Consider the following 14,707-nt stretch of genomic DNA (forward strand, 5'->3'; position numbering starts at 1 on the left):
AGATGAAAAAGATTTATATTCTACCTATATTCATATGTTTCTTTTTTGCAAATTGCGAAAAAGTAATCGATGTTGATGTTCCTTCTATAGCTCCAAAATTAGTAATTGATGCCACTTTTGAGGTTTTGTTTGATGAAGATCCTGTAAGAGCAAACACAGCTGTAAAACTGAGTTTATCTGCAGATTATTTCGATGATGAAATTCCGCCAGTAACCAATGCCACCGTTTTTGTAACTAATTTAGCAAACAATACAATTGTTAATTTTACGGATGCCAATGCAGATGGAACTTACACACCTACCTCTGCTTTTATCCCTGCAGATGATGTTACTTACGAACTTACCGTAATTTATGAAAACGAGACTTACAAAGCAGAAGCTACCAAAGTAAAATCGACACCTTTTGTATCTGTAGTTCAAGGTGATGAAACTTTATTTACGGGTGATGAAATTCAGTTAAAAATAGAATTCCAAGATGATGAAACTGTCGAAAATTATTATCTATTAGATTATACCAACAATGTATTTTTAGCTTTAGACGATCGTTTTTTTAATGGCTCTTTGTATAATTTTTCCTCTTTTTATCAAGAAGATGAAATAGAAGTACCAACTACTGTAACTATAAAAATGCACGGAATTACAAAAGAATATTTCACATATTTTGAGGTGTTAATTAGTCAAAGTGGTCAAAATTCTGGAGGTCCTTTCGAATCTGTTCCAGCTTCATTGTTAGGAAATATCATCAATACTACTAATGATGATAATTTTCCTTTGGGCTATTTTCATATTTCTGAAACAGATACATTTACCATTGATTTAGTAGAAAACGAATAAAATTTATCCTGCAAGGTTTCAAAAACCTTGTAGGTATGTTTTTAATCCAAGAATATCTTAATTTAAAATTTATCCTGCAAGGTTTAAAAACCTTGTAGGTATGTTTTAGTTCATAAATATCTTAATTTAGTAATAATGGTATTTTTACGTAAATAATGTTTTATATTTTTGGAACATATGTTTATACTATAGTTGTGTTTTATATCACAAAAACACCAATACAGATTATAATTTATGACAGAAAAAGGAGACTACATTGTTTATGTAGATGAATCAGGAGACCACGGATTGAAAAATGTAGACAAGAATTACCCAATATTTGTTTTGACTTTTTGTTGTTTTAAAATATCGGATTACATAGAACAAGCAGTTCCAGAACTTCAACGTTTCAAATTCAAGTATTTTGGTCACGACCAAATAGTTTTACACGAAATAGATATTAGAAAGACTAAAGAGCCTTTTAAGTTTTTACGAACTAACAGAGAGTTAAGAGAAAACTTTATGTCGGACTTATCTAAAATTATCGAAGACATACCTTTTAAGATTGTGCCTATCGTTATTGACAAAAGAAAACTAATGTCTAAATACAATAAACCTTTAATCCATATCATTTAGGTTTACGTTTCGGTTTAGAAAAGCTAAACCAACTATTATTATACAACGGTCAAGAAGGAAAAGAAATTACTTTAATTTTTGTAAAAAGAGGAAATAACGAAGACAAAGATTTAGAACTTGAGTTTTTAAGAATTTGCACAGATAATGAACAGTTTGGATACAAGAATATAAACTTTGGAAAAATGGTATATAAATTTTTAATCTCAGACAAAAAAACAAACTCTAGTGGATTGCAATTAGCTGACCTAACAGCTAGACCAATTGGTTTGAAATATTTGAAGCCAACACAAGTAAACAGAGCTTATGATATAATTGAAAAGAAGAAATTTGGCTATAAGGTATTCCCATAAAAAACAAAATCCCCAGTAAAGACCGAGGAAAAATGCCGACCGGGTAAAGCCCAATCCGAGTACAAATATACATATAATATATGTATTAACCAAAAAACAAAGTACGAAATCATACACAACAACGTTTACAATAATTAATTTCATTTTATAAACTCGGCTTTGCGTTAGGGATTGAAACGACATCCTTTTTTTATTTTTCATAAAAAAAGATACAGTGTAAAGCCCGTTAAAACGCCCAAAAAATAATACCTAATTTTATATAGAAATCTGTATTTTTGATTGATGGATTTTACAAAAACAACCGAGCAAGACTCAAAATACAATCATTTAGAAAAAATGTCTATTTCTGAATTATTAAGTAACATTAATAAGGAAGACAAAACTGTGCCATTAGCCGTAGAAAAAGCGTTGCCACAAATTGAAGCTTTAACTGCACAAATTGTTCAGAAGTTAAAAAATGGAGGAAGACTGTTTTACATAGGTGCAGGAACTTCTGGCAGATTAGGTATTGTAGATGCTTCTGAATGTCCACCAACTTTTGGAGTGCCTCACGAATTGGTAGTGGGTTTAATTGCTGGTGGAGATATTGCCATTAGAAAAGCGGTTGAATTTGCAGAAGATTCTACCAACCAAGGTTGGATCGATTTGCAAGCACATCACATTTCTGATAAAGATGTTGTCGTAGGAATTGCTGCATCTGGAACTACGCCTTATGTAATTGCAGCATTAGAAAAATGCAATGACAATAACATTATTACTGGTGCTATTTCTTGCAACAAAAACAGTCCTTTGTCTTTAACAGCACAGTTTCCTGTAGAAGTAATAGTAGGGCCTGAGTTTGTAACTGGAAGCTCTAGAATGAAAGCTGGTACTGCACAAAAATTAGTATTAAACATGCTTTCTACAGCAACTATGATTCAATTAGGAAAAATTAAAGGCAATAAAATGGTTGATATGCAACTCTCTAACAATAAATTGGTAGAAAGAGGACAAAAAATGTTAGCCAAAGAATTAAACATCGACCAAGAAAAAGCAGGAGAATTATTAGCTAAATTTGGTAATGTTAGAAATGCAATAAAAAACTATAATTCATGAGTACAGATGTAAATTTATTAGGTAAAGGTTTAAAATATTTAGGCATTTTAATATTCCTTTTTATAGCTGCTCCTATTTCTTTAACAATGGGATTTAAAGCGTTAAAAAAGTTTGAAGATACACCTAACGAATATTTGTCTTACTTAATATTATTACTCGCAATCGTCTTAACAATTTTTGCGATTTACTTTGCTTTTAAGACGTTTAAAGTTATACAAAGTGCTTTATTTACCAAATAAAATATGTCTGCATCTAATGGCATAATTATAATTCTTTCTTACCCAGATACTGTTGTAAGACCTGCATATTGGGAACCTTTTAGCAATTTTTGGACTAAACTAGGTATTGGTAGCAAACACGCTGTACAAGCTGGACATGCAGCATTATTGTTGCTCGAAAAAGGAAAATCAGAAATCAATTATTATGATTTTGGCAGATATATTACCAGTTATGGAAATGGTAGAGTTCGATGCAAAGAAACTGATCCTGAATTAGAAATACCGATAAAAGCTGAATTTAAAAATGAGGAGTTCATCAACTTAAAAGAAGTTTTACTTTGGTTGGAAAAGCACCCTAAAAAAACACATGGAGATGGACGATTAATAGCTACTGTAAACACAGATATTGATTATAAATTAGCGCTTCAATTTATACAAGAACTCATCAAAAAAAAAGAAATTCCTTATGGTGTTTTTGTAAAAAAGGGTAGCAATTGCGCTCGTTTTGTAACGGATACGTTAATTGCATCATTAACCAACAAAAAAATAAAACTACATTTAAAGACATCTAATTTACTTACTCCTAGCCCAATTGGTAATGTTATAAAAGCAAGTACTCATAAAACTATTTTTCATGTTTACCAACAAGAAATAAAACATTACAAAAACAGGTCTATTCTAAAAGAATACAAAGATTCTTTCTTCAATAAATTTGATATGGAGCCCAATTTAATAGGAACTGAAAAACCGAACAAAGCCATTTTTGAATTAGAAAAAGGTACTTGGTTAGGAGGAATTGGAAGTGGTGCTTGGTTTCATATCGAAAAACAAATTGATAAAAACAATTACCTCATTGCCAGATATAATTCTACTGGAATAAAAGATTTTGAGGGCCAATTTAGTATTAATAATAATTCTTTTTCTGTTGATAAAGAATATCAATTTACGTATCCAACAAACTGCCAAGAGATGGTTGTGCTACAAAATAATGTAGAATATATTTTTACGATTAAAAACCCTTCTTTATAGCGTAAAATATAAGTTAAAAAAAAAGTTTTAACTCATATAAAAATTATCTGAACGCTATAGATTTCATTTGTTACTTTATTCAAAAATTAGAACTAACTTTGAGTAAATCAACTAAAAAATGAAAAAAAATATCCTTAAAATACTTATAATTTTCTTTGTATTCAGTTCTAATTCTTTTGCACAAGAGCAATCAACTTCACAACTTAAAGAACTTGTTGAAACTTATAAAAATGATATTAGAGGCCCTTATTACAGAATAAAATGGTTTTGTAAAGATGGCAGTATTAGAGATGCAAAAGATCCTTGTCCTGATGATATTGATGGTATTCAACACGCAAGTTTTAAGCAATCTGCTTTAGATTTAAGAAAAACAAATCACTTATATTTTGGTGAAATTTTAGCGGCTACAAAAACAAATGATTTTTTAGATGCCAACCATAATTACAGCAGGTTAAAACAATATCAAATTGGTAAATATTTAGCGAGTATCGATAATGGTTGGATTTTAAGAAAAGGGCAATATTATAGGGGTGCAATACAATCTGAAGACGAAGAAGCTTGGGGAAAAGATTTTTTTGAAACCATATTAAAAGATGATGATTTTTTAAAAACCCATTATTATTTAATTCGTCAAGCCTTAAAAGATATTCCTCATCATGGAGACACCAATATTGGTCAATTAATGAGAAGTGAATCTAAAATTTTGGCTGAAGAAATTCCGAGTTTTATGGACATCAGAATTAAAATCCACGGAAATCCGCAGAAAACAGACATTGATTTAGTTGAGCATTTTATTCAGAAAAATGACAGTAAATTATCACTTAAAGAAAAGAAAAAATTAAAAGATTTAGTAGTTACTATGGAGCAATTTTACGCTCCTTTAGATTTTAAAAAGATCGATAAAGAAGTGGCTAGTTTAAATGGTAATGCAATGGTTGTAGAAGAAATTAAAAACTTCTCTACTTATTATAGTGATAACAATTCATCCAAAAAAATTGTTGAAAATTCAGCCAGTATTCTAGCGAATATTAGAGGTACTATTTTAGAGTTTAAATCTGCCAAAGACCGTTTAAAATTACTAGACATTAGCAATCAATTAGAAAATGTTTTGTTGATAGAAACTCAGAATTGGAAAACCGTAAATTTAGAAGAAACTATTCATAAAATTGAGGTGCTAACTTGTGCTTCTTTGGGTGCTGGGTTGTTAGAGTTCTGGGAATATGATCAAGTTGAAAATAACTTGAAAAATAGCCTGAAACAAGAAAACATCACTATAGAAGAATTGAACAATGTGCTAAATACATCTAGAAGTATTGTTGAATGGAGTGCCTCTTTAATAAAAGCAAATTACAATGAAAATGTTTTAAAATACAACGAGTTTGAGCCTTTGGCTTATGGGTTTATAGACGATAGAGTTAGAAATAGCATTGCCCTAAGTTTAGGAGAAACTGTGAGCAAATTAGGTACGTTTGTTGCCAAAATTTCTAACATCAACAATAAGGTAATGTCTATAGATAATCAAAGTGCAATTCGTGGATTAAATCCTGGTTATGCCTTTGGTGAATTGGTGGTGGTTGATGGTAATCCTGATGCAATTGAAGTGAATACCAACAAGATTTACATTTTTCAAAATCCGCCTTCAGATTTAAAACCAGTTGCAGGAATTATGACCGTTTCTGAAGGAAATCTAGTTTCTCACGTTCAATTATTAGCAAGAAATTTAGGAATTCCAAATGCTGCTTTATCTAACGAAAATTTATCCGCATTAAAAAAATACAATGGTAAAAAAGTTTTTTATGCAGTTTCTAATAAAGGAAATGTGATTCTTAAAGAGGAAGATGAAATGAGCAATGAAGAAGAAAAACTATTCGAAAAAGTGGAACGTAGCAAAAATAGGATTGAAGTACCTGTTGATGATATACGTTTAGATGTTTCTAAAGTGATTAATATGAAAGCTGTTAATGCTACTGATTCTGGAAAGTTATGTGGCCCAAAAGCTGCAAATTTAGGTGAGCTAAAACAACTTTTTCCTGATCAAGTTGTAGAAGGTTTAATTATCCCTTTTGGTGTTTTTAAGGCGCATATGAATTTGCAAATGCCCAATGAAAACAAAACTTATTGGGAATATTTAAATGCTACTTTTAAAGAAGCATCTACAAAAAAGAAAAATGGTTCTTCTGATGAAATGGTTGAGCAATACGTATTAACTGCTTTAGAAAAACTGCATAAAGCGATCTTAAATATTGATTTAGATAACAGTTTTGTAAATGATTTAAAATCTAATTTTCAGTCTGCTTTTAAAAATGATATGGGTAAAGTACCTGTGTTTTTAAGAAGTGATACCAATATGGAAGATTTAAAAGAATTTACAGGTGCTGGTTTAAATTTAACTTTATTTAATATTAAAGAAGAAGCTAAAATTTTACAAGGCATTAAACGTGTTTGGGCTTCTGCTTATACAGAAAGAAGTTTTAAATGGAGACAAAAATACTTATTGAATCCTGAAAACGTCTATCCATCCATTTTAATTATACCAAGTGTAGATGTAGATTATTCTGGAGTTATGATTACCAAAGGAATTAACGCTGGTACAGATAATGATTTAACTGTGGCTTTTTCTAGAGGTGCAGGTGGTGCTGTAGATGGCCAATCTGCAGAAACAAGATTAATCACCAAAACAGAAAATTACCTTTTAGCACCTGCAAGACAAGCAGATTACATTCGTTTGCCAAATTATGGTGGCACAAAAAAATACTATACCTCTTTTGATAAAGAAATTTTAAATACTAATAATATAGATGAAATCAGAAAAATAGCATCAAAAGTAAGAAAGAAAATAGGCGAAAAATCAGAAAATAAAAATCAGGCTTATGATGTAGAATTCGGTTTTAAAGATGATAAATTATGGTTGTTTCAAATAAGACCATTTGTAGAAAACAAACAAGCCAAAAGTTCTGAGTATTTAAATTCAATTACTCCCAAAATAGCAAGTTCAAAAAAAATTAACATCAACCAAAAAATATAACTATGAAAACAAAATATCTATTAATTATTGCATGTATTGTCATTTCATTTGGTTTTGTGAGCTATTATCCTATTGATGGTTATGAGTATACAGGCATTAAAAGATTGTACCAAATAAGACAATTTCAAAAAGACAGTGTTAAGTATACTAGAATCCCAAAAGGAGCTTATAAAGAATGGGCTGATATTAAATTAAACCTTACTCATAAAACCACAGATAGTGTAGCAGATCTATTTACTGTTGATAGCGATTTTAATCAAAAAATAAAACGAATTACGCCTCAAGGTAATTATTCTTTAGCCATTATGGATATGAGTAATCCTGATGATTTAAGGTATGCAGAACACAGAGAAAATGTGGGTTATCAACCAGGAAGTGTAGGTAAAATTGCGGTTTTATTAGCTGTTTTTGATCAGCTTGCAAAACTATGTCCTGATTCACATGAAGAAAGAATTGCCTATCTTAAAAACATAAAAGTAACCAGTAGATATTGGGGTTTAGGCGATCATCATACCATACCCATATATGATATCGAAAATGACAAATTAACCAAAAGACAAGTTATTGCAACAGATGAATTTTCTTTGTTTGAATGGTTAGATCATATGGTTTCTGTAAGTAACAATGGTGCAGCAAGTATTATGTACAGAGAAGCTATGTTAATGGCTGCTTTTGGTCAAGATTATTTCTTTTTAGACGAAGAAAAAGCCGAGAACTATTTTAAAGAAACACCTAGAGATTCTTTAACCAACTTAGCAAATACTGTTGTAAATCAGCCTTTAAGAGATTTAGGAATTACCGAAAATGAATGGAGATTAGGAGGCTTATTTACAAGACCACCAGGAAAATACGTAGGTAGAAAAGGGGGTAGTATTGGTACTCCAAAAGGCTTAATGAAATTTTTAGTAAAACTAGAACAAGGTAAAGTTATTGATAAAGCATCTAGTTTAGAAATGAAGCGATTATTGTATTTAACAGACAGAAGAATTCGTTATGCAAAATCGCCAAGATTAGATGATGCTGCTGTGTATTTTAAGTCTGGTAGTTATTATAAATGCGATCGAGAAAAAGACCCAAATTGTGCAAGTTATGCTGGTAATGTTTTTAATTATATGAACTCCGTAATAATTGTTGAACATGACAATGGTGTAAAATATATTGTTTGTTTAATGACCAATGTTTTAAACAAAAACTCTGCAGGCGCACACATGTATTTAGCCAGTAAAATAGATGATGTTGTAAACGAAACTGCAAATATTAATAAACCAGAAATAAAAGAAGAAAAATATATCGAAAAGAAAGACGAATCTTCAGATCATTAAAATTTATACATTTTTAAGCATCCTTAACGTATCGTAAGCCAATTGTTTTACAGTTGGATTGCGATATTTTTTTAGGGGTAATAATGCAGGTATTAAAGTTTTGTCTTTAGCATTTTTAATATAATTTACAGCCGAAAGTCGTACTCCACTACCACTAACTTTCATCAATTTTTTAAGTAAGGCCAGCTCTGCAAATATGGTAAAAGGGATTGTGTTAGAATTGTAATGGTCTTTTTCTAAAACCTCGTGTTCTAAAATAGGCAAAACCGCAGTTTTTACAGTGCTTTCTAAAAGATTCTCTAATAATTCTAAAGCATTAATTTTTGCTTCTTTGTTTTTACTTTTAAACGCATTAAAAGTAATCTGAATATCTTCTTCTGTATACAATAAGCTTAATAGATTAAAAAGAATAACAAACGATTTTTTAAGTTCTTCTTCTAAAGCATCACTTAAATTTTTTCTGCCTTCGTAAAGCGTTTGTTTTTTAGGATTTATTTCATCAACCAAATCTTTATTAATTAAATGTTGAATAGAAATATTCGCTTCTAAAATATTTTTGTAATAGTTGGTTTCTTTGGTGATTTGCTTTTTTAAAATACGTTTAGAGATTGTAATCTCTGCATTCTTACTCAGAATTTTACGCAAGGCTTTTGAGGCCTCTAATCTACTTGTAGCATTGGGACTTCTTAAAATTTTGATTAAAATTTGAACCGATTTTTCATTGTTAAATGCACCTACAATTTTAGGGACATGTTTTCTGATGTTTGAATTTAAATCGTCTTCTTTTTCTAACTTTTGCAGTACATCTATAATTTTAGGTCCGTAGTTTTTTAAAGCTCTAATAGCCCTTTTTCGATGTCTTTTTTTATCTAATAAATTCAATAAATCTTTAATAAAAACTTCTTGAGATGTAATACCAGCAGCAATAGTTGCAAATTTTATAAGATATGGTTTTTTGTTTTTTAAGTGTTCCGCAATAAAATTATAATGATGCTGCATATCTGCATACGCAATACTCAACAATAGCCCAGCAACTATTTCTTTACGAACAGTATCTCTATTTACAATATAATGCTCTATTTTATGCTCTAAACGCTGCTTTAAATTGTAATAATTACCAAGATTTTGATTGTTGCTGCTAAGTTTTGCCAGCGTTAATAAAGCTCCATTTGCAATATATTCTTGCTCATGATCGAGATAAATATTAAAAAAAGTTCGGTCTTTTTGATTGGAATGCTCCAATACATATTCCAAAGCAACATATACTAAAGTTTCATCATTATCGTAAATAAAAGAAGCTACTTCTTTAAGGATGTTATTATCATCAAAAGCATCTAAAAAATCGATGGCAGCCACTTTTATTTTGGGTGATGGGTGTTTTAAAAGTTGAATTACAGGCTGCTGAAAAACCTTAAATTTATAACCTTTTAAACGATCGAACATGTTTAAAATTTCTTCTTCATCGCCATTTTCAAAAACATTTTTAATCTCTAAAAGATTGTTTTCTTTTTTAGAAATTTCTTTTGGGTCTTTGTTGATAAAAGATAAATTTTTCTGAATATTTTTTTTAAACGATTCAAAATAAGCTTCACGTAATCTATAGATCAACACAATCCAAATAAAAACAAAAAACAGGACAATTACGGTAATATAAGCAGTACTTAAATTTAATTTTCTGATAAAAAACAGCAACATAAAACCAGATAAACCTGTAGCAATACTATCAATAGCAACATCGATATAAGATTTTGCCTGATTTTTTATATGCAAAGGAATTGGCATTATAGACAGTTCTACAGCTGCTTTATTTAAGCTCTGTTTAAAGCTGCCATCAATCCCTTTAATAATGATTAATACCCACAGTTCTGGAAAAGTTAAAAATAGCAAACTACTTAAACCAATGGTTAATGGCAATACCAAAAGAGAAGATGAAACCCCTAATTTATTTACAATTTTATTGGTTAAAAATAATTGAATAGTTAAAGCAACTACATTAAATGTAGAAAACCAAAATCCGAAAAAAGCGGCTAAATCATCTGAATTTGTAATGGATTTATTGGCAAAATCACTGAATTGAAAATCTATCAATTTTGCTACTATTACACCTATCCCTGTAATTATAGCCAAATAGCTTAGGTGTTTAGACTTCGAAATCAATTGTAAAGAAGAACTTTCTAATCTATCTTGATTGGCAATTACTTGTTTTCTTTTAAACGTATTTAAATACTGTATTTTTAATTGATACACTTTGTTTAAAATAGGAATACACAACAACAATAAAATGGATGCTAAAAAAATGGTGTACTCTTTACCCAAACTACCTGCAATAATACTGGTTAAATAGCCTCCAAAAATTCCACCTGCAATAGCTCCAGCACCTATAAAACCAAAAATTCTTTTAGCTTCTCTGGCGTTAAAAACCATATTGGCAAAAATCCAAAATTGCGAGGTAGCAACTACAGCAAAAAGCGAAACAAATACATAATAAAAGTACAGTAAAAATGGAGTGATGATTTCGAAATGAAACAGCAAACCTAAAACAGCAAATACAACACTAAATAAAATTAAAGAAATTACTGTAATTTTTACCAAAGAGTGCTTTCTAATGGCTTTACTGTAAAAATATGTGGTACAAACCGCAGTTAAGGCCACCAACAAATAACCAAAAGGCAAATTGTCTGCTCCTAATTCAGAAACAAAAATTGCGTTTACAGTAGGCTTTACAATAAGCAATACTGTAATAATTAAAAAAATATACAACTGCATTAAAAAAGAGATGAAGATTTCTCCATCTCTTAATCCAAATGTTTTATAAATTAACTTTTTCAATTGGCTATTTGTCTTTTGGTGCTATAAAGAACGTGAATTTTTTAATACTTTTTCTAAAGGCACCACTAAATCTCTGATGGTTTGCTCACCAAAATTATCATGAATTAAAGCCACAATAATGTATTTTCTATTAGGTCCCCAAACCAAGGCTGAATCTGAATGGTAGTTTCGCCAAGAACCAGACTTTCTATAAATGTCTGCCTTGGGTGCTATTCTATCTAAAGTGTTTACAAATTTATGATGTAATTCTGGCTTTTTCATAATCTGTAACATTTCTTTAGAACGTTCTGTACTTATTAAATTACCCAATGCCAACTGATAATAAAAACTACACACTTGTCTTGTGGTTGCAGCATGACTTAATCCTTTCATGGGGTCTGGATATCTTTTACCGGAAGCAGCATATCTTTTACCAACCCATAAGCCACCTCCTACTTGTTCATCGTACAATTTGTGTTTGGGCGCTCTTAAAACTTGTTCAATTTTTTTGTATCCCACGCGATCTATATTTCTAGTAGAAGCTCTATTGTTCGATTTACTAATCATTAATCGCAAATCATTTTTAAGTTCTTTAGTATATTCTAGTTCACCTTTATCAATAGCATCCATAACCGCTAAAAGAATCGCAATTTTAGGTAAACTCGCTGCATACATCATAAAATTATCGTTAACACCTGCATACCTAAAGTTTGTGCTATCGCTTAAATCTACCAAAGCTACCGACATTAAATTCTGCTTTACCAGCCGTTTCCAATGTTTGTTTTTAAAGATTTCTTTTTCTAAGGTACTTTGCAGAATTGGATCTTCTATTTCGTTAATCGGTTTTATCGCAGTATTTAACTTTATTGGCAAATCTACTTTAGAGTTTTTATAAACGTCTTTTAAATTCACATAAAACTCACCAAAAGTAGCTCCACTATTTTGTGCTACAAATGGCAATGTAAAAAGTAAAATGAGTAAAGTTAATAAGTGTTTTATTTCTGTTTTGTAAATCATATTATATTTAAAAAAAAATTGTGTTTCTATAATTTACAAAACAAATGCCAACTGCTAAATTATTCGTGTTAATATTTTCTAAAACTCTTGTTTCACGATTTTTTGGGTGTAGTAGGATTAAATCCAAAATCGGGATCTGGCCACTGAATGCCCAATTGATGAATAATAACTCCCACACTTGCATAATGATGTATGGCATGGCTTTGCGCTTGTATTAATACTGCCCCTAAAGTAGAAGTAGCTGTAACTTTACCCAAACCTAAATCGTCTGTAACTTGAATTTCTGTTTTTAAATCTTCTTGGGTTAAAGATTGAATTTGTTTTAATACGGATTCGAAATAAGCAATTCCGCTTGCCGTTTTTATTTCGATGGTTTCGTTTCTTTCACGCAGGGTAAGGTCTATTTTTCGATCTGGAAAACCTGTTAACACACAAGTAAACACATCTAAAATATGACGCATATGGCAACCAATACTCGAAAAATATGGAGGTATGGAATTATTTGCATAAGCATCATCAGAAATAGTAGTTAATAATTTTACCCCTCTTTGTAAATTTTGGGCAATGGCAGCTATCATGCAGTATCATTTTGAATCTAAGTCGTAAATTATAAAAAAAATTACTTTTAGAATTCACTTTCCATAAAAAAATATACTTAAATTTAAAATACTGATTATCAATATTTTTCACATCCAAAGAAACAAATCATTTGCATTACTTTAAATTTTTGGCACACCTTTTGAAATTACATCAACAAATGCGAAAGCCGAAAAGCATAAAGAGTAGGCAAAACCCTTTAAACCACATATTATGAAAAAAGGTGTACTTATATTATTAGGAATGTTCATGATGGTTTCTACAGTTGAAGCCAAAAATGGCGATGAAAATTTAAATTACAGGGTAGATTACTCTTACAACAATGCTGTTAATTTTTTTGAAAATGGAATCGAATTTTTTGTATTTACCAACGGTGATTTTGATTTTGATACGTATGGTAACAACAGGCAAATTAGAATTGATAGAGATTTTAGAGGACGTATTAGAAGAATTAACAATACCACTTTAAGTTACGATATTAGAGGAAATGTAAGCAGAATTGGTAATGTTTACATGAGGTATTTTAGAAATCGTATAACTAGAGTTGGACAACTAAGAGTAGATTACGATCGTTGGGGAAATCCGATTTTTGATGGCCAAGTAAGAGATTATTATTACGACAATGGCATTCGTTTTAGCATTAATTTTGGTGATGTATTTAGTTACCACCACAACTTTTTTAATCATAGAGATTTTAGAAGCAATTATATACAAATAAGAGAAGATCGAAACTTTTATTACTATAGAGCAAGACCAAATGCTAAAATTGGGAAAAGAAGTCGCATTATTAAGCGAAGAAAACCTGCTGCTACTGTTAGAAAAAATGATAATATTAGAAGAAAAAGCAATACTACCTACAGAAAAAATAATGTAGATAAAAGGGCTACTTCAACAAAAAACAACAGGTATTCTAACAAAAATACAGAGCGTACGCAAAGATCAAATGCGAACACTAGTAGAACCCAAAGAAAAGTGGATACTGCTAGAAAAACGAAAAATGCAAAAGGTAAAACAACAACAAGAAAAACAAATGCAAAAAATAAAAAGTTAGAGAACAACAATAAAAGATCAAAAAGAGGATAATACACTTCTAAACAAATACATTAGGCAACCTTCTAAATCTTTACTTGTAGATTTAGAAGGTTTTTTTATGGGTGACTTTTCTTAAATTTTTGTGTCTTATAGATAGAAGGTTAAGTAAAACTTTGCAGTTCTAAAGATTAGTAATTTAATAAGCCCCCAACCATGTTAAAAAACATCATTCAAGAAATATTTATATTTAGTATTTCTTCATTTATCGTCTTTAAAACTTTAGAGTATTTGTTAATTGTAGATCATTTAAAATCGTGTATAGATTATGGAATCCGATTCTTATTTTTTTTCACATTCATATTATTTTTAAATTATTTGGCAAGATTAATAAGTAGGTTAATTGATTTGTTCTAAAACTCATACTCCCCCAATGAGCAGTAATTCCCCCAAAAACAACTATTCCCCCGAAGATTACAATACGTTGTAGGTTATAAATAGCCCCAAAAAACAAAGCTTTTTTGGGGCTATTTCATTACACTATAAAAAAGGCAAACTCCAAACACGTTGTTTAAATAAAAAAACAGAAACTAAAAACAATTGCTTGTCTTTGGTTTCTGTTTTGATGATTTTAGGGGTGCAAGATCTAATTTGTATAGGTATCGTTTTTTTCAGTTTAAAATGGGGGACTGTTTAGGGGTTTTCACTGAATTGTTGATCTATATATTTAATGAGTTGCAAATTTGATTAAGAATCTTAAACTTTTTCG

11 protein-coding genes and 1 pseudogene are annotated in these 14,707 nt (G+C 30.2%); 9 read left to right on the plus strand and 3 right to left on the minus strand.

Translation table 11 applies throughout. From position 1 onward, the window contains the following. The first annotated feature begins 2 nt into the window (after positions 1 to 2). The 8 genes and pseudogenes from ACWYN7_RS06745 (at position 3) to ACWYN7_RS06780 (ending at position 8,487) form a co-directional block, all read left to right on the plus strand. On the plus strand, positions 3 to 833 hold the full coding sequence (locus ACWYN7_RS06745) for a DUF4249 family protein (protein ID WP_462859096.1): 831 nt from the start codon (positions 3 to 5) through the stop codon (positions 831 to 833). A gap of 234 nt (positions 834 to 1,067) precedes the next feature. Further along, positions 1,068 to 1,448 (plus strand): DUF3800 domain-containing protein, encoded by a 381-nt coding sequence (locus ACWYN7_RS06750; RefSeq protein ID WP_462859097.1) that lies wholly within the window; start codon positions 1,068 to 1,070, stop codon positions 1,446 to 1,448. 20 nt (positions 1,449 to 1,468) lie between these two features. Then, positions 1,469 to 1,798, plus strand: a pseudogene (locus ACWYN7_RS06755) (hypothetical protein); the annotation flags it as partial. Between the two features lie 282 nt (positions 1,799 to 2,080). After that, complete coding sequence (gene murQ, locus ACWYN7_RS06760) at positions 2,081 to 2,893, plus strand: N-acetylmuramic acid 6-phosphate etherase (protein ID WP_462859098.1); 813 nt, start codon at positions 2,081 to 2,083, stop codon at positions 2,891 to 2,893. Further along, the gene (locus ACWYN7_RS06765; protein ID WP_462859099.1) at positions 2,890 to 3,132 is read left to right on the plus strand and encodes a DUF6095 family protein; all 243 of its coding nucleotides are present in this window, start codon (positions 2,890 to 2,892) and stop codon (positions 3,130 to 3,132) included. Before murQ ends, ACWYN7_RS06765 begins: the two co-directional genes overlap by 4 nt. Positions 3,133 to 3,135: 3 nt before the next feature. After that, the gene (locus ACWYN7_RS06770) at positions 3,136 to 4,140 is read left to right on the plus strand and encodes a DUF6695 family protein (RefSeq protein WP_462859100.1); all 1,005 of its coding nucleotides are present in this window, start codon (positions 3,136 to 3,138) and stop codon (positions 4,138 to 4,140) included. 118 nt (positions 4,141 to 4,258) lie between these two features. Continuing rightward, positions 4,259 to 7,165 carry a PEP/pyruvate-binding domain-containing protein gene (locus tag ACWYN7_RS06775; protein WP_462859101.1) on the plus strand — a complete coding sequence of 969 codons (2,907 nt, stop codon included), beginning with the start codon at positions 4,259 to 4,261 and terminating at the stop codon, positions 7,163 to 7,165. Between the two features lie 2 nt (positions 7,166 to 7,167). Then, positions 7,168 to 8,487, plus strand: a complete 1,320-nt coding sequence (locus tag ACWYN7_RS06780) for a serine hydrolase (RefSeq protein ID WP_462859102.1) — start codon at positions 7,168 to 7,170, stop codon at positions 8,485 to 8,487. 3 nt (positions 8,488 to 8,490) lie between these two features. Here ACWYN7_RS06780 and ACWYN7_RS06785 read toward each other — a convergent pair whose 3' ends face one another. From ACWYN7_RS06785 to ACWYN7_RS06795, 3 genes are all read right to left on the minus strand, one after another. Then, positions 8,491 to 11,316 (minus strand): Npt1/Npt2 family nucleotide transporter, encoded by a 2,826-nt coding sequence (locus ACWYN7_RS06785; protein ID WP_462859103.1) that lies wholly within the window; start codon positions 11,314 to 11,316, stop codon positions 8,491 to 8,493. A 21-nt stretch (positions 11,317 to 11,337) separates the two neighbouring features. Continuing rightward, positions 11,338 to 12,312 carry a serine hydrolase gene (locus tag ACWYN7_RS06790; protein ID WP_462859104.1) on the minus strand — a complete coding sequence of 325 codons (975 nt, stop codon included), beginning with the start codon at positions 12,310 to 12,312 and terminating at the stop codon, positions 11,338 to 11,340. Between the two features lie 92 nt (positions 12,313 to 12,404). Continuing rightward, positions 12,405 to 12,890, minus strand: a complete 486-nt coding sequence (locus tag ACWYN7_RS06795) for a DinB family protein (RefSeq protein WP_462859105.1) — start codon at positions 12,888 to 12,890, stop codon at positions 12,405 to 12,407. Positions 12,891 to 13,122: 232 nt separating this feature from the next. Here ACWYN7_RS06795 and ACWYN7_RS06800 point away from each other — a divergent pair, with 232 nt between their 5' ends. Then, positions 13,123 to 13,992 carry a hypothetical protein gene (locus ACWYN7_RS06800; RefSeq protein ID WP_462859106.1) on the plus strand — a complete coding sequence of 290 codons (870 nt, stop codon included), beginning with the start codon at positions 13,123 to 13,125 and terminating at the stop codon, positions 13,990 to 13,992. Positions 13,993 to 14,707 lie beyond the last annotated feature (715 nt).

It is taken from the genome of Polaribacter sp. M10, assembly GCF_054968445.1.

Coding starts and splice junctions, on each gene's coding strand:
- ACWYN7_RS06745 (WP_462859096.1), top strand. CDS start 3: ATGAAAAAGATTTATATTCTACCTATATTCATATGTTTCTTTTTTGCA.
- ACWYN7_RS06750 (WP_462859097.1), top strand. CDS start 1,068: ATGACAGAAAAAGGAGACTACATTGTTTATGTAGATGAATCAGGAGAC.
- ACWYN7_RS06765 (WP_462859099.1), top strand. CDS start 2,890: ATGAGTACAGATGTAAATTTATTAGGTAAAGGTTTAAAATATTTAGGC.
- ACWYN7_RS06780 (WP_462859102.1), top strand. CDS start 7,168: ATGAAAACAAAATATCTATTAATTATTGCATGTATTGTCATTTCATTT.
- ACWYN7_RS06790 (WP_462859104.1), bottom strand. CDS start 12,312: ATGATTTACAAAACAGAAATAAAACACTTATTAACTTTACTCATTTTA.
- murQ (WP_462859098.1), top strand. CDS start 2,081: ATGGATTTTACAAAAACAACCGAGCAAGACTCAAAATACAATCATTTA.
- ACWYN7_RS06800 (WP_462859106.1), top strand. CDS start 13,123: ATGAAAAAAGGTGTACTTATATTATTAGGAATGTTCATGATGGTTTCT.
- ACWYN7_RS06770 (WP_462859100.1), top strand. CDS start 3,136: ATGTCTGCATCTAATGGCATAATTATAATTCTTTCTTACCCAGATACT.
- ACWYN7_RS06795 (WP_462859105.1), bottom strand. CDS start 12,890: ATGATAGCTGCCATTGCCCAAAATTTACAAAGAGGGGTAAAATTATTA.
- ACWYN7_RS06775 (WP_462859101.1), top strand. CDS start 4,259: ATGAAAAAAAATATCCTTAAAATACTTATAATTTTCTTTGTATTCAGT.